Source organism: Maricaulis sp. CAU 1757 (assembly GCF_054482675.1).
This window is the reverse complement of the sequence record NZ_JBTLRI010000003.1, coordinates 205,605-221,980: the sequence shown is the minus strand read 5'-3', so window position 1 is coordinate 221,980 and position 16,376 is coordinate 205,605. Positions and strand designations below refer to the sequence as shown.

The 16,376-nt window shown below is 66.5% G+C and carries 17 protein-coding genes; 10 read left to right on the top strand and 7 right to left on the bottom strand.

Going from position 1 to position 16,376, the window contains the following annotated elements:
- Positions 1–16 precede the first annotated feature (16 nt).
- The 3 genes from ACXYMR_RS10070 to ACXYMR_RS10060 all read right to left on the bottom strand — a co-directional run bounded on the left by ACXYMR_RS10070 (position 17) and on the right by ACXYMR_RS10060 (position 3,163).
- On the bottom strand, positions 17–2,023 hold the full coding sequence (locus ACXYMR_RS10070) for a PAS domain-containing sensor histidine kinase (RefSeq protein WP_458942732.1): 2,007 nt from the start codon (positions 2,021–2,023) through the stop codon (positions 17–19).
- A 137-nt stretch (positions 2,024–2,160) separates the two neighbouring features.
- On the bottom strand, positions 2,161–2,499 hold the full coding sequence (locus ACXYMR_RS10065) for a hypothetical protein (protein ID WP_458942731.1): 339 nt from the start codon (positions 2,497–2,499) through the stop codon (positions 2,161–2,163).
- A gap of 73 nt (positions 2,500–2,572) precedes the next feature.
- Positions 2,573–3,163 (bottom strand): TlpA family protein disulfide reductase, encoded by a 591-nt coding sequence (locus ACXYMR_RS10060; protein WP_458942730.1) that lies wholly within the window; start codon positions 3,161–3,163, stop codon positions 2,573–2,575.
- A 26-nt stretch (positions 3,164–3,189) separates the two neighbouring features.
- On the opposite strand from ACXYMR_RS10060, the gene argH reads away from it, so the two are divergent.
- The 3 genes from argH (at position 3,190) to ACXYMR_RS10045 (ending at position 7,458) form a co-directional block, all read left to right on the top strand.
- On the top strand, positions 3,190–4,614 hold the full coding sequence (gene argH, locus ACXYMR_RS10055; protein WP_458942729.1) for an argininosuccinate lyase: 1,425 nt from the start codon (positions 3,190–3,192) through the stop codon (positions 4,612–4,614).
- Positions 4,611–4,811, top strand: coding sequence for an LPS translocon maturation chaperone LptM (gene lptM / locus ACXYMR_RS10050; RefSeq protein ID WP_458942728.1), 201 nt, complete (start codon positions 4,611–4,613; stop codon positions 4,809–4,811). The genes argH and lptM overlap by 4 nt, the downstream gene beginning before the upstream one ends.
- A gap of 94 nt (positions 4,812–4,905) precedes the next feature.
- Complete coding sequence (locus ACXYMR_RS10045) at positions 4,906–7,458, top strand: DUF4175 domain-containing protein (RefSeq protein ID WP_458942727.1); 2,553 nt, start codon at positions 4,906–4,908, stop codon at positions 7,456–7,458.
- Positions 7,459–7,467: 9 nt separating this feature from the next.
- Here ACXYMR_RS10045 and ACXYMR_RS10040 read toward each other — a convergent pair whose 3' ends face one another.
- Positions 7,468–8,283: an MJ0042-type zinc finger domain-containing protein gene (locus tag ACXYMR_RS10040; protein WP_458942726.1), complete on the bottom strand. Its 816-nt coding sequence runs from the start codon at positions 8,281–8,283 to the stop codon at positions 7,468–7,470.
- 96 nt (positions 8,284–8,379) lie between these two features.
- Between ACXYMR_RS10040 and ftsE the strand changes: the two genes are divergently transcribed.
- The 5 genes from ftsE (at position 8,380) to ACXYMR_RS10015 (ending at position 12,471) form a co-directional block, all read left to right on the top strand.
- Positions 8,380–9,129 carry a cell division ATP-binding protein FtsE gene (gene ftsE, locus ACXYMR_RS10035; protein WP_458942725.1) on the top strand — a complete coding sequence of 250 codons (750 nt, stop codon included), beginning with the start codon at positions 8,380–8,382 and terminating at the stop codon, positions 9,127–9,129.
- Positions 9,122–10,024 (top strand): cell division protein FtsX, encoded by a 903-nt coding sequence (locus ACXYMR_RS10030; protein ID WP_458942724.1) that lies wholly within the window; start codon positions 9,122–9,124, stop codon positions 10,022–10,024. Before ftsE ends, ACXYMR_RS10030 begins: the two co-directional genes overlap by 8 nt.
- 102 nt (positions 10,025–10,126) lie before the next feature.
- The gene (locus tag ACXYMR_RS10025) at positions 10,127–10,714 is read left to right on the top strand and encodes a YdcF family protein (protein WP_458942723.1); all 588 of its coding nucleotides are present in this window, start codon (positions 10,127–10,129) and stop codon (positions 10,712–10,714) included.
- On the top strand, positions 10,714–11,427 hold the full coding sequence (locus ACXYMR_RS10020) for a lysophospholipid acyltransferase family protein (protein WP_458942722.1): 714 nt from the start codon (positions 10,714–10,716) through the stop codon (positions 11,425–11,427). The genes ACXYMR_RS10025 and ACXYMR_RS10020 overlap by 1 nt, the downstream gene beginning before the upstream one ends.
- Positions 11,428–11,445: 18 nt before the next feature.
- Entirely contained in the window at positions 11,446–12,471 is a 1,026-nt protein-coding gene (locus ACXYMR_RS10015) for a DUF2125 domain-containing protein (RefSeq protein ID WP_458942721.1), read from the top strand.
- Here ACXYMR_RS10015 and hisC read toward each other — a convergent pair whose 3' ends face one another.
- Together hisC and ACXYMR_RS10005 are read right to left on the bottom strand one after the other, a co-directional pair.
- Complete coding sequence (hisC, locus tag ACXYMR_RS10010; protein WP_458942720.1) at positions 12,472–13,560, bottom strand: histidinol-phosphate transaminase; 1,089 nt, start codon at positions 13,558–13,560, stop codon at positions 12,472–12,474. It lies immediately after the preceding gene.
- A 10-nt stretch (positions 13,561–13,570) separates the two neighbouring features.
- Positions 13,571–14,329, bottom strand: coding sequence for a class I SAM-dependent methyltransferase (locus ACXYMR_RS10005; protein ID WP_458942719.1), 759 nt, complete (start codon positions 14,327–14,329; stop codon positions 13,571–13,573).
- 67 nt (positions 14,330–14,396) lie between these two features.
- On the opposite strand from ACXYMR_RS10005, the gene gloB reads away from it, so the two are divergent.
- Together gloB and ACXYMR_RS09995 are read left to right on the top strand one after the other, a co-directional pair.
- Positions 14,397–15,167 (top strand): hydroxyacylglutathione hydrolase, encoded by a 771-nt coding sequence (gene gloB / locus ACXYMR_RS10000; protein ID WP_458942718.1) that lies wholly within the window; start codon positions 14,397–14,399, stop codon positions 15,165–15,167.
- Positions 15,167–15,613, top strand: coding sequence for a cupin domain-containing protein (locus ACXYMR_RS09995; protein ID WP_458942717.1), 447 nt, complete (start codon positions 15,167–15,169; stop codon positions 15,611–15,613). Before gloB ends, ACXYMR_RS09995 begins: the two co-directional genes overlap by 1 nt.
- An 18-nt stretch (positions 15,614–15,631) precedes the next feature.
- Here ACXYMR_RS09995 and ACXYMR_RS09990 read toward each other — a convergent pair whose 3' ends face one another.
- Positions 15,632–16,360 carry a DUF4908 domain-containing protein gene (locus ACXYMR_RS09990; protein ID WP_458942716.1) on the bottom strand — a complete coding sequence of 243 codons (729 nt, stop codon included), beginning with the start codon at positions 16,358–16,360 and terminating at the stop codon, positions 15,632–15,634.
- Positions 16,361–16,376: the final 16 nt, after the last annotated feature.

Sequence of the window (16,376 nt, the reverse complement as noted above, 5' to 3'; positions counted from 1 at the left end):
CCGAGGCCCTGACCAGCTAGCGGGCGCGCGATAATGGCATCTCGATCGTGCAGACGAGGCCGGCCGGGTCGAAGTCGAGCTTGACCGCGCCGCCGAGCTCGCGCGCCAGCCCACGCTCGATCAGGCGGGTCCCGAATCCCTGCCGCGATGGCGGGCTGACCTTCGGCCCACCGCTTTCCTGCCAACGGATGCGCAGCGTGCCCGCCGCCGCGTCAATGTTCCAGCTCAACTCGACCTGCCCGTCGGCATCGACCGCCAGAGCCCCGTATTTCGAGGCATTGCTGGCCAGTTCGTGGAAGGCCATGCTCAGCGACAGGGCGATGTTCGGCGACAGCTTGATGTCCGGCCCGGATGCCGTGAAGCGGTTTTGCTCCTTCGCGCTGGCCGCGAATGGCTGCATCACCTGATGCGCCAGATCGCCGAGCCCGACATGTTCCCAGCTTTCCTGGGTCAACAGGTCGTGCGTGCCTGACAGGGCACGCAACCGGGCATCGAAAGTCGACCGGGCCAGCACCGGATCGGAGCCATTGTCCCGAAAGGTCTGGGACGAGATCGCCTGGACCACGGCGAGCGTATTCTTGACCCGGTGATTGAGCTCATCGATCAGCATCTTGCGCTGCGAGACAATGTGCGATCGCTCGATCACCAGTGAGGCCGTGCGGGTGATCAGATCGACCATCTGCCGGTCCGCCGGGCTCGGCTCGCCGGGCTGCGGATAATACAGGGCAAACGTGCCGAGGACCTGCCCCTTGCGGGCCAGTATGGGGATCGACCAGCACGCACGCAGCCCGTGCGCCAGGGCCAGGTCCCGGAAGTCCTCCCACAGCGGATCGCTCGCGATATCGCTCACCATGACGGGTGCCTTGGTAAACGCGGCAGTGCCACAGGATCCGACATTGGGGCCGATGGCGACGCCGTCGATGGCCTCCGTGTAGGCCGTCGGCAGGCTCGGTCCGGCACCATGGCGCAAATGCTGTCCGTCCGTGTCCAGCAACAGGATGGACCCGATCATGCCGGAACTCGACTGCGCTTCGGCGGTTTCCACCAGCATGGCCAGAACTTCGCCCAGGGGGGCATCGGCCACGGTCAGTTCGAGCGCCCGGCGCTGGGCTGCGTGAATGGTTTCCATGCGCACGCGGTCCGTGACGTCGATGCCTTCAACGAAGATCCCCGTCACAGTCCCGTCGGATTCGGTTATCGGCTGATAGACGAAGTCGACATACCGGTCTTCCAGCGGACTGTCGGGGTGCTGCTGCATGACGACTTTGGCCGCGTTGCCGACATAGGGCTGCCCCGAGGCATAGACCTCGTCGAGCAGCTCGTAAAAACCCTGGCCGGCCAGGTCCGGCATGGCCTCTCGCACCGACTTGCCGAGCAGATCACGATGACCGGTGAACCGGTCATAGGCCTCGTTGGTGAGAGTGAAGACATGATCGGGGCCGCTCAGTAGCGCCATCACGCCGGGGGCCTGCTGGAACATCTGCTCGAGCCGTCGGCGCTCGTCACGGGCCCGGCGGCGGGCTGCCACACGCTTGGTGGTTTCCGCCGCGACCACGAGAACCCCTGCCGGCACTCCGTCATCATCGAGGATCGGCGAATAATCCAGATTCATCGAGATCTCGACAGTCTGCCCATTTCGCTTCTGGGTGAATTCGTGGTCCTTGAAGCTGAGCGTCTCGCCGGCCAGGCAAGTCCGCATGACCCGGTCCGTGAAATCTGCAAGGTCGGGCCGGGCATCCCGGATCGGGGAACCGAGCAAGTCGGGATGGCGGTCTCCGGCAATGCTCACATAGGCGCTGTTGTAGATGATGATGCCGGCTTCACCCCACAGGATCAGCATGGGTATGGCAGAACGCAGGACCATGCCGGTCGCGGTGCGCAGGGTCGGCGGCCAGTCAGAGAGCGGGCCGATCGGGGTGGCGGCCCAGTCGAAGGCAGCGATCCGGTCTGCCAGTTCGCCTCCGCCGGCCAGAAATCCGTATCGCTCCTTGGCCGCCTGGACCGGGATACAGCTACTCTCCACGACAAACTCCGTGTGCCAGCCCCATTCCGTCCCCGGTCCCCAATTCAACACTTGCGGAGGGAAGTCAATGCCGGTCGACAAAGGCTCCGACGGGTGCCGCCGCGCCAGCGATCGGGACGTAATCTTTGCGGAATGGCCTACCGCTGCTTGCGGAGCTCGCGAAATTCGGCGATGGCGTCAATGGCCCGGCGAACGCGCGCTGGCGATGTCGCGGCGGGGCGACGGGACGCCGCGTAGGCCTCCTCTATGTCCTGCAGGAGATAGTGCGGCGCCTCGCGGAGCAAGGCTTCGGAGCGTATTGCCTGATAGGTTTCGTCGCGACCGCCGGGGCGCCCGGCATCGAGGTCGGCCAGGTTGTCGTCCAGTTCCGCCTCGATATCGCCGAGCACACGGCGCAACTGGCTGTCGCGGCTCTGCTTTCCCCAGGTCAGGGCGAGCAGGATGGCGCAGATGGCAATCAGGGCAAGCAGGGCCATGACGTCTCCATAATCCGCTTTTCAAGCCGCGGCCAGTACCCGGCTACCGCGCGGGGAGGATGGCTCCGCGCGTTTAGCGCGGAGAGCGGGCGATGGCGGCCTCGACCAGCGCAATGGCCTCCTCGCTGTCCCATTCGGCGGGAGCGGGAACCCGACCCATCTCGCGGCCCAACCGGTCATAGAGGATCGACATCGGCAGTCCGATGGCACGCACCTGGGAGGGGCTGGAGAAGCTGGAGTCGTGGATCAGGGGCAGGTTTTCCAGCTCCATGCGTTCGAGAAATGCGCGGGCATCTTCGATCGACCGGTCAAGCGTCACCGTCACGACCTGGAAATCCTCCCCACCGAGCTCGGCCTGAAGGGCGCTGAGGGCCGGCATCTCTTCGACACACGGACCACACCAGGTGGCCCAGTAATTCACCAGGATCACCTGGCCGCGATAATCGGTCAGGCGAACCTCGTCGCCATTGCCGTCATAATAGGCCAGATTGGGCTGTGGCGGGGCGTCGGACACGGTCGTGAAAGCCCGCATCTCGCCGCGCGCGAAGGTGTCCAGAGAGCCTGTATTGCCCTTGTCCATGCCTGCGAAAAACACGTATAGGAAGAAGCCGATACCGACCGCGACCATCGCCCCGATCGCCCATCCAAGCGCCGATTTATTCATCGTTTTCTCCAAACCCGCAGGCTGCCATGGCTGACGAGACCCGCACTTCCAGTTCGAGCGCCATGTGGGGCGGCCGGTTCTCGGCCGGTCCCTCGGCCGTCATGCAGGCGATCAATGCCTCTGTCGATATTGACCAGCGCCTGGCCGAACAGGATATCGACGGCTCCCTCGCCCATGCCCGGATGTTGGGCGAAACCGGGGTGATTTCAAGCGCGGATGCTGCCGCCATCTGCCAGGGACTTGAAAAAGTGCGCGCGGAAATCCGGTCCGGCGACTTCATCTGGTCGGCCGAGCTTGAAGACGTGCACATGAATGTCGAGGCCCGGCTCAAGACCCTGATCGGCGAGCCGGCCGGCCGGCTGCATACGGGGCGCTCGCGCAATGACCAGGTGGCGACCGATTTCCGCCTCTGGCTGCGCACCGCCTGCGACCACATGGACACCCTGCTCACGGCCTATCAGGCGGCCCTAGTCCAGCAAGCCAGCCGCCATGTCGATCAGGTGATGCCGGGATTTACCCACCTGCAGACCGCCCAGCCGATCTCGCTGGCGCATCACCTGATGAGCTATGTCGAGGCAGCGGAACGCGACCGGGGCCGCTTCGCCGATGCCCGCCGGCGCCTCAATGAGAGCCCGCTCGGCAGCGCGGCCCTGGCCGGCACCGCCTTCCCCATCGACCGCGAGATGACCGCCAAGGCGCTTGGCTTCGACCGACCGATGGCCAATTCACTGGACGCCGTCGCGGCGCGGGATTTTGCCCTCGAAGTGCTTTCGGCCGCTGCCATCTGCGCCGTCAACCTGTCGCGCCTGGCCGAGGAAATCGTGCTCTGGAGCAGTCGGCGCTTCGGATTCGCCAGCCTGTCGGACGCCTGGTCGACAGGTTCATCGATCATGCCGCAGAAGCGCAATCCGGACGCCGCCGAACTGGTACGCGCCAAGCCCGGTCGCATCATCGGTTCCCTGATCGGCCTGCTGACCGTCGTCAAGGGCCTGCCGCTGGCCTATTCCAAGGACCTTCAGGAAGACAAGGCGCCCGTTTTCCAGGCGCTCGACGACCTGGAGCTGGCCCTGCTGGCGATGACCGGCATGGCTGGCGATCTCAGCTTCCACCCGGAAGCGCTCGAAGCGGCAGCCGGCGAAGCCTATTCCGATGCCACCGATCTCGCCGACTGGCTGGTCCGTGTGCTCGGCAAGCCGTTCCGGGACGCCCATCATGTGGCCGGTGCGCTGGTCAAGGCGGCCGAAGCCGAGCGCGTCCCGCTGGCCCGGCTCCCCCTCGCTGCCATGCAGGCGGTCGAGCCGGCTATCGACGAGCGCGTGTTTTCGGTGTTGAGTGCGCGCGCATCCATGAACAGCCGAACCAGTTTCGGCGGCACGGCGCCGGTGCGCGTGCAGGAACAGGTAGATGCCTGGAAGGCCAGGCTGACCGAACGCAAGGAGACCACGGGTTGAGTGACACCAAGAAGACTCTGGCGACACGCGCCCTGCTGCTGGTGCTGACCGGCCTCGCCGTTTCGGCATGCGGGTTGCGAGGCGACCTTGAGCGCCCTGAACCACTGTGGGGCGAGCCCCGGGTGGACGTCGAGGAGCGCCCTGATGAGAACGGCGATGACAACGAGGACGGGCGCCCGGTCTTCACTCCGGGCTGACCGGATCCGGACAGCGCCGCCTTCCTGACTGATTGTCCAATTCGTAATGCTGTCGGGGCTCGTCGAGCCCTGATCGCGTGCTAGGATTTATCCCATGCGTCGCCTGACCGTCCCTGCTGCCTGGCTCGCCCTCGTCTGGGAACGCGCTGTGCCGGTTCTCTGGCCGGGACTGGCCGCCCTGTCCGCGCATGCGTTGCTGGCCCTCCTGGGCGTCTGGGAACGGTTTGGCGACCCGTGGCGGACGATCTTCGTCATCGCCATCGCCATCGCTGCCGCCTGGATGACCTGGCGCAATGCCCGGCGCATCGCCTGGCCGACCCGCGAGGAAGCGACGCGCCGTGTCGAAATCGACTCCGGTATAGGCGCCCGTCCCCACGAAGCCCTTGAAGACCAGCCCTCGGCCAGCGATGCGGGGAGCCTGCGCCTGTGGCAGGAGCACCGCCGGCGCATGGCGGAACGTCTCGAACGGGCCCGCACGCGGCGGCCGCATGCCGCCTGGGCGCGGCATGATGCCTGGGCCATACGCGGCGGAGTGGCAGTGCTGCTGGTGACCGCGTTCCTGCTGGCCGGTCCGGCCGCACGCAACCGGCTGGCCGAGGCCTTCAGCCCGGCCCCGATCCTGGCTGGCGGCGCACCGCTCAGCATCGATGCCTGGATCGACCCGCCTGCCTATACCGGACGCGCACCGGTCTTCCTGGCAGAAACTGACGACGAGGCCCGCTTGCCGGAAGGCTCGTTGTTCGTGGTTCGCGTTGCCGGCACCCGCCGCGCGCCCAGCCTGACGTTGCGCGATGGCGGCGAGACCGAGCGGGCCGAGGCCACGGAGATCGGCGACAGCGTCTGGGAATTGCGCCAGGAGATCCGCCACGACGGCACGCTGCACCTGGCCTCCGCCGGTGGTCGCCGCAACTGGCAGCTGAATGTCATTCCCGACATGCCGCCGCGGGTGCGCCTGCTAGGCGTTCCGGACGGCACGTCGAGCGGCAATCTGCACATTCGCTTCACCGCCGAGGACGATTACGGCGCTACGGGCTACGCGCTTCAGCTGCGACCGGAAGACCAACCTGACGCGGACTGGGACGAGTTGCCGATCGAAGCCGCCCTCCCCGTTTCGGCCGACCAGGACCCGGACCAGATCGGCGGGCTGAGCACGCTGATCGAGACCGCCCAGCACCAACTGGCCGGATCGCGCGTCGTCATCCGCCTGGTCGCTCACGACGCCGCCGGCAATACCGGCCTGTCACCCGAGCTCGCCATTACCCTGCCCGAGCGCGTTTTCCTCGATGCCCTGGCCCGTGCCGTGGCCGAGCAGCGCCGTGCCGTCATGTCGTCCTGGGACGAGGACTATGCTCCGCTGCCGGAGCGGCCCGTGCTTCATGCGGAGGACATCCCGCCGGGCGAGCCCTATTTCACCGCCGACCCGGCGCGCCGCATCGAGCGGGCACCGGAAGGGCTGCAACAGGTCGCACGAGCCCTCGTGGCGGTGACCGACGCCCCGGAATACTTCTTTGACGATGCCGCCGTCTATCTGGGCCTGCGCGAAGCCCTGCACCGGCTGCAACGGGCGCGCGAACGCACTGCACTCGGTGGCCTCGATGCCGACTTGTGGGACATCGCCCTGCGCGCCGAACTCGGTTCACTGGCTGATGCCGAAGCCGCCTTGCGGGCAGCCGAACGTGCCCTGATGGAAGCCCTCGCCCGCGGCGCCGACGAAACCGAGCTGGCAGCCCTGTTCGAGGCGTTCCAGGAAGCCATGGACAATTACATGGCCGCGATGGCACGCGAAGCGGCGGAGGAAGGCCGGTTTGCCGAGGGCGGCGGCGGCGGTGCCGACCTCAATTCGGAAGGCCTGCAGGAAATGCTTGAAGCCCTGCGCGAGGAAGCCGAGCTGGGCAATACCGCCAACGCCCGCATGGCCCTGCAGGCGCTCAGCGAGATGCTGCGCAACATGCAGATCCAGCTGACCCAGGGCGGCGGCGAGGGCGGAGAAAGCGACCCGGTGTCCGAAGCCATGGCGGAAGCGCTGGAGGAGCTGGGCGAGATCATCGGCGAACAGCGCAATCTGCAGGACCAGACCTTCGGCCTTGACCAGCAGCAACAGGGCGGGGAGCAGCCCCAATCGGGCGAAGGCCAGTCACAGCCCGGCTCGGGCAACCAGCCCCAGGGGCTCGCGGAAAACCAGTCGGGTGCCGGACAGAGCACGCAATCGCTGGCTGACGGCCAGGGTCAGCTCGCCGAACGCTTCGGCGAGGCCCAGAACCAGCTGCCAGACGGTAGCGGCGATACGCTGGGCGAAGCCGGCCAGGCCATGCGCGAGGCCGAGGAGGCCCTGCGCCAGGGCCAGACAGGCGACGCCCTGGACGCCCAGGAACGCGCCCTCGCCCAGTTGCGCGACGGTGCCGAACAGCTGGCCCAGCAATTGATGGAGCGCTCGGAGAATGCCCAGAATCAGGGCGAGGGCCAGCGCGACCCGCTCGGTCGCCCCTCGGAAGGCTCGTTCGCGGAAGGCGCCGGGGTGGAAGTCCCCGAAGAGATGAGCCGGGAGCGCGCGCGCGAGATCCTCGAGGAATTGCGCCGCCGCGCCGCTGAAGCCGGCCGGCCGCAGGAAGAGCTCGATTACATCGAACGCCTGCTCGACCGGTTCTGACAGGCGGGTCTAGTGGTGGGGGTCGGCAGCCGCCGCTTCGCCATGCTCGGCTACCGTCACGGACTCGTCTTCCGTTCCGGCGCTGCCGCTCTGGTCGGACGCTTCAGTGCCACCGCCATGCAACGACGCCGGTTGGGCGGCCGCTCTCGGAGCTGCGGCCACCAGCACGACCTCGACCTCGACCGCTTCCGGCGGCGGGTCGGACACCACGGTGCGAAACTCCTGGCGTTTGCCGGACCCGACCTGGCCGGCTGGCAGGTTCACGGTCCATTCCAGGACGCTGTCACCGGCCTCGTCACGCAGGATGGCCCGCAGGCCAGGTGTCTGGCGGGACCGCCGGTCGAAATTGCGCAGGCTGCCCTCGACAATCAGGAGCGGCACGCCGTGATCAATATCGCGCGAGATATCCAGCTGGCCGACGCTGAAACCGTACGGATTGACCTCGGCCCCGACGGCGGCATAGGCCGAGCTGGCGCGCGGCCAGGCGCTGACGATGTCGACGCGGAACATCCAGGAGGCCAGGGCCAGCAGGGTGCAGGCCGCAATCAGCCCGCCCCAGGCACTGCCGGCCACCGCGGCGGACATGGTGCGACGCTTGCGCGCCTGGCGCTCGCGAAACACGGTGTGCGGCTTCTTCTCGACCTCTTCCACCACGGTTTCCGGTGGCGCCGGCTGCAGCGCCGGCAGGTCGGACGGGTCTTCCACTTCGGCCGCCCAGACATGGCCGCACGAGGCACAACGCACGCGACGGCCATTCATGCCAATCGCCTGCGGATCGGCACGGTACTTCGTGGTACAGGACGGACAGCTGAGTACTATGCTCATTGTGAGTCGGTTTCATCCTGATCGGCTCGCCCGAGTCTCTGGAGGCATTCCATCAACCCGAGTTTCACACATACCCCGCGCAGCCAGCCGGAACCCGTGATCCGCTTTGCCGAAGTTGGCATGCGCTATGGCCAGGGTCCGGAAATACTCCGCGACTTGTCTTTTGATTTACCACGCGGTTCTTTCCAATTCCTCACCGGACCGTCCGGCGCGGGCAAGACAACACTGCTGAAACTCATCTATCTCGCCGCCAAGCCCTCGCGCGGTCGCATAGAGTATTTCGGACGCGATGCCGCGGCGCTGCCGCGCGGTGAACTCCCGGCCTTGCGCAGGCGCGTCGGCGTGGTCTTCCAGGAATTCCGTTTGCTCAATCATCTCAGTGTCTTCGACAATGTCGCCCTGCCCTTGCGAGTGTCCGGCAGAAAGCGCAGCGAATACGCCGAAGATGTCGCCGAACTCCTGTCCTGGGTCGGGCTGGGCGACAAGATGAATGATCGTCCCGCGACCTTGTCGGGTGGCGAGCAGCAGCGCGTCGCGATTGCCCGCGCCGTGGTCGGCCAGCCCGAGATCCTGATCGCTGACGAACCCACCGGCAATGTCGACCCGGAAATGGGCATGCGCCTGCTGCGGCTGTTCGCCGAACTCAACAAGCTGGGCACCACCATTGTCATTGCCACGCACGACCTGCAGCTTGTGCGCATGCTTGATGCCCCGGTGATGAGCCTGTCGAACGGACGCCTGCACATCCGTCCGTCCAGACAACAGCGCGAGCGCGAGGCCGCAGCCGCTGAAGCCGCCGCGCGAGCCGCCGAGGACGCCGGACGCGACGAGGCCGGACATGACTGAAACCGTCACCGCGCCACGCGGGCCCAGCGGCCCCCTTCTTCCCCCGGATGCCGGTCGTGACCGTCCGCTCTTCATCGTCGCCGCCATCCTGGTCTTCCTGGCATGCATCGCCGCACTCGGCGCCCGCGGTGCTTTCGTCCAGGCCCAGCGCTGGACCAGCGACCTGGAGACCAGCCTGACCATCCAAGTGAGACCGGTCGAAGGTCGCGACATCGCCGCTGACGCCGCCGAGGCGACCCGGCTGGCAGGCGAACAGCCCGGTGTGGCCGCGGCCGAGGCGCGGTCTCGCGAAGACGCGCTCGACCTGCTGACGCCATGGCTCGGCGAAGGCAATCTGCCCGAGGACTTACCCTTGCCCCTTATGGTCGAGGTCGAACTGGACAATTCCGCGGACTTTGATGCCGCGACGCTGCAGGCGGCGCTTGATGAGGCCGGTCTAACCGCCCGCATCGACGATCATTCGCGGTGGGCAGGTGCCGTGCGCCGCGCCGCCGGCACGGCCCAGACGCTCGGCCTGGCCCTGCTCGCCCTGCTCGCCGGGGCGGCCGCCGCGGTCGTCGCCTTCGCCGCCCGCGCCAGCCTTGCGGCCCGCGTCGACGTCATCGATGCGCTGCATTTGTGCGGCGCCGAGGACCGCTACATCGCGGGCCTGTTCGAGCGTCGGTTCTTCATGCTCGGGGTCAAGTCCGGACTTGCCGGAGCGATCATGGCCGGCCTCGTATCGCTATTGGTCAGTCTCGGTCAGTCGCCCGTCGACATGGCATTCTTCCTGCCGCAATGGCGCATGGCCCCGTTTGAGCTTCTACTGCTGGCGCTGGCCCCGTTGCTGGCCGGTCTCACAGCCGCGGTCTCCGCCCGGCTCGCGGTCGTGGCCGACCTCAGGGGCCGCTGGTGATGCGACACATTTCCGCCGATATCAGGATCGATTTTCCATGCTAGCTTGTTCCGGTGCCGATGCGCTGGCACTACCGCCCCTTGTGATGACCCGGAGGATGGCATGAGCCGCGGCTTGAACTGGTTGGGCTTTCTTGCCCTCGGCGCACTGGTCCTCGTGGCCGGTGGGTTTCTGGTCTATGCCGGGCAGGTGACCGGCTACAGGACGCCCTCTACCGCGCAGGAGGCCGACGCCATCGTGGTCCTGACGGGCGACACGGGGCGACTGGCAACGGGCGGGCGCCTGCTGCGCGAAGGGCGCGCCGGCACCCTGCTGGTTTCCGGCGTGCACCCCTCGGTCACACGCAATGACATCCGCACCCATGCCGGCCTGTCGGAGAGCGAATTCTCCTGTTGCGTCCGGTTGGGCCGCGAAGCCGCCGATACGGTCGGCAATGCCCGGGAAGCCGGTGCACTGGTGTCGGAGAACGCCTATGAAAGCCTCATCATCGTCACATCCGACTACCACCTGCCGCGCAGCTTGCTGGAGATGAAACGCACCATGCCGGAGGTCACGCTCATCCCCTATCCGGTGCGCACCCAGCCACCCTGGCGCGACGCCGGCGTAGCCCGGTTGTGGCTGCAGGAATATGCCAAGTACGCCACCGTCTGGCTTGGCGGATCAGGCACCAGCAAGACGAGTGGCGCCTGATGCGGGTGCTGCAATCGTTTGTTCTGTACGTCTGGATGTTCGGACTGATGGTGGTCATGGGCGGGCTAGGCCTGCCCCTGTTGCTCGCCCCGCGCCGCTGGATGATCGGCTTCATGCGGATCTACCTGAAACTGCTCTGGCTTGGCATGCGGGTCATTTACGGTGTCACCTTCGAGGTGCGCGGCCGGGAAAACCTGCCGACCGGCGGGGCATTGATCGCCTCCAAGCACATGAGCATGTGGGAGACCCTGGCGTTCTGGGACATTCTTCCGGACCCGGCCATCATCCTCAAGAAATCCCTGGTCTATTTTCCGATTTTCGGCTGGTATGCGGTGCGCCTCGGCAATATCAGCATTGACCGTGCCGGCGGCTCGAAGGCGCTCAAGCAGATGCTGCGCGATGCCCGCAAGCGGGCCGGCGAAGGCCGCCAGGTCCTGATTTTCCCGGAGGGGACCCGCGTCGCACCCCGCGAGCACCCCGAATTCAAGCCGGGCATTGCGGGTCTGTACGGCGCAATGAATGTGCCCTGTGTACCGGTAGCGCTCAATTCCGGCGTCTTCCTGAAGTCCTATTGCGGGCTGAAGCGTCCGGGCCGGGTGATCGTCGAGTTCCTCGAACCGATCCCGCCGGGGCTGGACAAGCGGGCATTCCTCGACACTCTGCACACGCGTATCAATGAGGCGTCCGACGCCTTGCTGCCGCCGGGTCACTGACCCGGGAAGGAAGTTCTTGTGAGTACTCAGTCGCGTTTTATCTGGCCGATCGGCGCCATTGTTTTCGTCCTGGCGCTGTACTCGGCCTACTGGGTCTATGTCAGTGGCCGTATCGAGGCGTCAGCCAATGACTGGATCAGCAGCCAGCGCAGTGCCGGCTACGAGATCGACCATGGTCGCCTGCGCGTATCCGGATACCCCTACCGGTTCCAGCTCGACGTAAGCGATGCCGCGATCACCGCCCCGGCAACCGAAGGCGGCTGGACCGCCCGCCTGGCCCGGCTGCGCGCCAATGCCATGCCCTATGATCTCAAGCACTGGCTGGTCAGCCTCCAGGGTCCGCTGGACCTCGACAATTACCTGGAGAACGGCAGCCGGTTGCGCCTCGAGGCCAGCGATGCACGCTTTTCACTGGTCCAGAACAGCTTTGGCGAGACCGAGCGCATTGGCGCCGACGTCCGCGACCTCTCCATCGTCACCCTTGCAGGACCGCAGCCCACCCTGAGTGCGGTGGAGCAGTGGCTGTTCAACAGCGTGGTTGAAGAGGACAATCGCCTCCACCTGCGCAGCGCCATGCGCGGCGCCACCTTCTCGGCGGACACGCTGTCGGCTGACGTGGTGGGTGCCTTCGGCCAGACCGCGACGCTGGTCCAGATCGATATCGGAGTGACCGAGTGGGCCAGCCTGGCCCGCGGCGGTGACATGCGCGCCTGGAGCGAGGCCGGCGGCCGCCTCGACGTGGCCGGCGCCGAACTCCGCTGGGGTCCGGCCCAGATCACCGGCACCGGAGAGCTCACCCTGGACCGCATGGCCCGGCCCGACGGCCGCCTGTCCCTGCACGTCAATGATCCCGACGCCCTCGCCAGCGCCCTGGTGGAAAGCAGTATCGTTCCGCACGAGAACGAGCAGGCCCTGCGTCTCGCAGCCATGCTGGCGCCGCGCGGACCGGAAGGCGTGTCATTGCCGTTCCGGATCCAGCAGGGTGGGTTGTATCTCGGTCCGGTGCGGCTGGGAGATGTCGAGCAGCCCCCGGGCCTGCGCTGATCAGGCTGCCATGAAAGCCTGCATGGCCTCGACGAGGCGACGGTTTTCCTCCGCCGTGCCCACGGTGATCCGCAGAGCGTCGGGCAGGCCGTACGGCAGGACCGGGCGCACGATCAGGCCCTTGGCGGTCAGGAAGGCATCCGCGTCGGCAGCCGTCTTGCCAGCCTCGTCCGGGAAATGCACCAGCACGAAATTGCACACGCTGGGGGTCACTTCCAGGCCGAGCCCGCCAATCTGCTGGCGCAGGTAATTGACCCATTCCTCATTGTGCTCGACCGAGCGCCGCATGAAGTCGCGATCGCGGATCGCCACACTGCCCGCCGCAATCGCCGGCAGCGAGACGTTGAACGGGCCGCGCACCCGGTGCAGCACGTCAATGATCGAGCGGTGGCCGTACGCCCAGCCCAGGCGCAGCCCCGCCAGTCCGTGGATTTTCGAGAACGTGCGGGTGACCACGACATCGTCGCGCTCGCGGGCGAGCTGCAGCCCGGCATCGTAATCGGGCTGGCGCACGAACTCGGCATAGGCGCTGTCGATCACCAGCAGGGTGGTGTCAGGCAGGCCGTCACGCAGGCGGCGGATCTCGGCGTCGGAAATGTACGTGCCGGTCGGGTTGTTCGGATTGGCGATGAAGACGATCTTGGCGTCGTCGCCGGCGGCCTCGATCACCGCATCGACATCGGTGCGGTAGCCTGTCTCCGGGCCGGACACCAGCTCGGCACCACACTGCATGGCGACCAGCCGGTAGACCAGGAAGCCGTACTGCGACTGGACCACCTTGTCGCCAGCATCGAGATAGGCCCGGCCGAGCAGTTGCAGAAGCTCGTCCGAGCCGGCGCCGCAGACGATGTTCTCCGCCTCCAGACCTTCCATCTCGGCAATCGCTTCACGCAGCCGCGTGGCGCCGCCATCGGGATAGACATGCAACTTGTCGGCGGTATCGCGGAAGGCCTGCGCGGCCTTTTCGGAACAACCGAGCGCGTTCTCGTTGGAGGACAGCTTGACGGGGTTGGCCACCCCTGGGGCTTCCGCCGCGCCCGGCTTGTAGGGACGAATGTCGAGAATGCCGGCACGTGGTTCGATAGCCATGAAGTTGTCCTCAATCCTGATTGCTCGCGGAGCCCGCTGGGTGGGGAGATAGCGCGGGCTGTCCCCGGGCATCAAGTGCGCGCGCCCGTAAACCTGCAGGCGCCGGGCGCGGATGGATGGCGCCGGTATGCTTGACTGCTTCGACCAGGATCAGGCCGCCGAGGCCGGGCCACAGGGTTTCACCGACGCTTTCCCATCCCTGGGACAGGCGCGGACCCGTACTCCAGCCCCAGGGTGGCGCGTAAAGGGCTCGCGACCAGGCGGTCGGCTCCAGCATGGCGTCTTCAAGCAGGCGCACGAGCTGCCCCTTGGAGAATGGGCGCCCATGACCAAACGGCGTGGAGTCGAGCCACGCCCAGATGCCTGCCCGCGCGGCCGTGACGATGGCCAGGCGGCCTTCCGGTGCCATGACCCGCCAGACTTCACGCAGCAGCGGCTGAAGGCTTTCCGCCTCTTCCAGGGCGTGCACGAGCAGCACGCGGTCGAACAAGGCCTCGGCGAACGGCAGGCGCATCTCGTCGCCGAGCGCGGCGGGTACCGCGCCGCGGCCGGGAATGATGGCGCCCTGTTGGGCCGGCATGAAGGACACCGCCCGACGAGCCGATTCCTTGAAACGCACAAGGTAGGGTGAGGCATAGCCAATCCCCAGCACGTCGAGGCCACCGGTATCCGGCCAGATCGCGTCGAGGCGCCGCGTGATCATGCGCTGCGCCGCCGCCCCTTGCCGGGTGCGATAGAAACGCTCAAGTTCGACAGCATCACGGCGCACGCGCGCTACTCCGGTAACCCGGCCCGACCGGCCTCACCCCACCCTAACGAAACCCGGGAATTCGACAATGAGCGAGCTCCAGATCCGGCAGTTTGCCTGCCTTGACGACAATTACGGCTTTCTCGTCCACGACCCCCAGAGCGGCGAGACGGCCAGTATCGATACACCCGATCCGGATGAAATCCTGCGCCAGGCCGATCAGGCCGGTTGGCGTATCACCCAGATCTGGAACACCCACCACCACCACGACCATGCCGGCGGCAACCTCGCCCTGAAAACGCGGACAGGCGCGCGCATCATTGGACCCGAGCTGGATCGTGAGCGGCTTCCCGGCCTCGATGACGGGGTCGGCGACGGCGATGTCGTCAGACTCGGCGAGCACGCGGCACGCGTGCTTTTCACCCCGGGCCATACCCGCGGCCACGTCTGCTACCATTTTGCCGACGACAAGGTCGCCTTCGTCGGTGACACGCTGTTCGCTCTCGGATGCGGTCGCCTGTTCGAAGGCACGCCGGCACAGATGTGGGACAGTCTCCAGCGGCTGGCGGCCCTGCCGGATGATACGCGCCTCTACTGCGCCCATGAATACACCGAGGCCAATGCCAGATTTGCCCGCACCATCGACCCGGACAATCCTGCGCTGGAATCCTACGCCGCATCGGTCATCGACAAGCGCAGCCGCGGGTTGCCGACCGTCCCCACCACCGTCGCGGTTGAAACAACAGCCAACCCCTTCCTCAGGGCCACATGTCCGGCTATCGCTGAAAGACTGGACATGCCCAACGCCGATCCGGTCGACGTCTTCGCCGAGATCCGCAAACGCAAAGATCAATTCTGATGGCTGACAAGATCCCGCACAACGAGACAGCCCGGCAGCTCATGGAAACGCTGGGCATGAAACCGCATCCGGAAGGGGGCTGGTATGTTGAGACTTTCCGTGATGTCGAGGGTCCCGACGGCCGGTCTCGATCGACCGCAATCTATTATCTGCTGGAACAAGGCCAAGCCTCCCACTGGCACAGCGTCGATGCAGTGGAAGTGTGGCTCTGGCATGCCGGGTCGCCGCTGGAATTGAGCATTGCCGTCGAAGGCGAACCGGTGCGGACCGAGAAGCTGGGCGCGGATATCGTCGGCGGCGAACGCCCCCAGGGGATTGTGCCTGAAGGTGCCTGGCAGAGCGCCCGCCCCTGTGGCGACTGGGTGCTGGTCAGCTGCCTGGTCGCACCGGGTTTCGATTTCGCCCATTTCAAGATGGCACCGAAGAACTGGACCCCCATCGTCTAGGGGCCGGTCCGCGTCGATCTAGCCGGGGTCAGCCATCAGGACTTCGGCTATGAAGGCGGATGACGGTCGTCCGGCAAAGCCGAACTGCGGCGCTATGACAATCACAAGAGCTGGCCCGTCGCGATACACGGTCGGCCGCTCGCCAGTGAGCAAGTGCACCGACCCCAGCTCGCCGAGCCGGCGCCGGTCGGCGGGCAATTGGTCGAGCGCCAGGGCAGCCATGCGCAGGGTGTCGTACTGCAGGCCCAGGCCCGCCCGGGGAGCCGGGGCGTATTCCACAGAAACATTCCGATCGAGCCGCTGAGCGAGCATGCTGGCCAGCCTTTCGGCCTGCAGGCGAACCTCGTCCGGCGACCGCGGCGCCGGCGTCAGCATTCCGGCCGGACTGGCAAAGTCGACGATCACACCATCCGGCGAGTCGATCGGGAAATAGGTCATGCCGCCCAGTGGGGTCAGCCGCAGGACTTCGCGCTCGGTATCGGTGATGAAGGCGGTCCCACCACCCGGCGCCCGGTTCGCATAGAGCACCAGGACTTCTCCGGTCTGGCCGTCCCGCTCGCGCAACAGGGCCATTTCGCCGGACCGGTCGAATACGAAGAACTCGCCCGTGTCGGCCCGCTGGTACCAGCCGCTCGTTTCGGTCGGACGCTCATTGCGCAGCAAACGGTCACGCAGCGGATTGGACTGCGCGTCAACCGTCGGGGCCAACAGAACCGTGGCCAGTATCAGGATCAGGAAACGCATCATTATGCGAGGTTTATCA

Coding starts and splice junctions, on each gene's coding strand:
- ACXYMR_RS10065 (WP_458942731.1), bottom strand. CDS start 2,499: ATGGCCCTGCTTGCCCTGATTGCCATCTGCGCCATCCTGCTCGCCCTG.
- ACXYMR_RS10060 (WP_458942730.1), bottom strand. CDS start 3,163: ATGAATAAATCGGCGCTTGGATGGGCGATCGGGGCGATGGTCGCGGTC.
- argH (WP_458942729.1), top strand. CDS start 3,190: ATGGCTGACGAGACCCGCACTTCCAGTTCGAGCGCCATGTGGGGCGGC.
- ACXYMR_RS10045 (WP_458942727.1), top strand. CDS start 4,906: ATGCGTCGCCTGACCGTCCCTGCTGCCTGGCTCGCCCTCGTCTGGGAA.
- ACXYMR_RS10040 (WP_458942726.1), bottom strand. CDS start 8,283: ATGAGCATAGTACTCAGCTGTCCGTCCTGTACCACGAAGTACCGTGCC.
- ACXYMR_RS10030 (WP_458942724.1), top strand. CDS start 9,122: ATGACTGAAACCGTCACCGCGCCACGCGGGCCCAGCGGCCCCCTTCTT.
- ACXYMR_RS10025 (WP_458942723.1), top strand. CDS start 10,127: ATGAGCCGCGGCTTGAACTGGTTGGGCTTTCTTGCCCTCGGCGCACTG.
- ACXYMR_RS10020 (WP_458942722.1), top strand. CDS start 10,714: ATGCGGGTGCTGCAATCGTTTGTTCTGTACGTCTGGATGTTCGGACTG.
- hisC (WP_458942720.1), bottom strand. CDS start 13,560: ATGGCTATCGAACCACGTGCCGGCATTCTCGACATTCGTCCCTACAAG.
- gloB (WP_458942718.1), top strand. CDS start 14,397: ATGAGCGAGCTCCAGATCCGGCAGTTTGCCTGCCTTGACGACAATTAC.
- ACXYMR_RS09995 (WP_458942717.1), top strand. CDS start 15,167: ATGGCTGACAAGATCCCGCACAACGAGACAGCCCGGCAGCTCATGGAA.
- ACXYMR_RS09990 (WP_458942716.1), bottom strand. CDS start 16,360: ATGATGCGTTTCCTGATCCTGATACTGGCCACGGTTCTGTTGGCCCCG.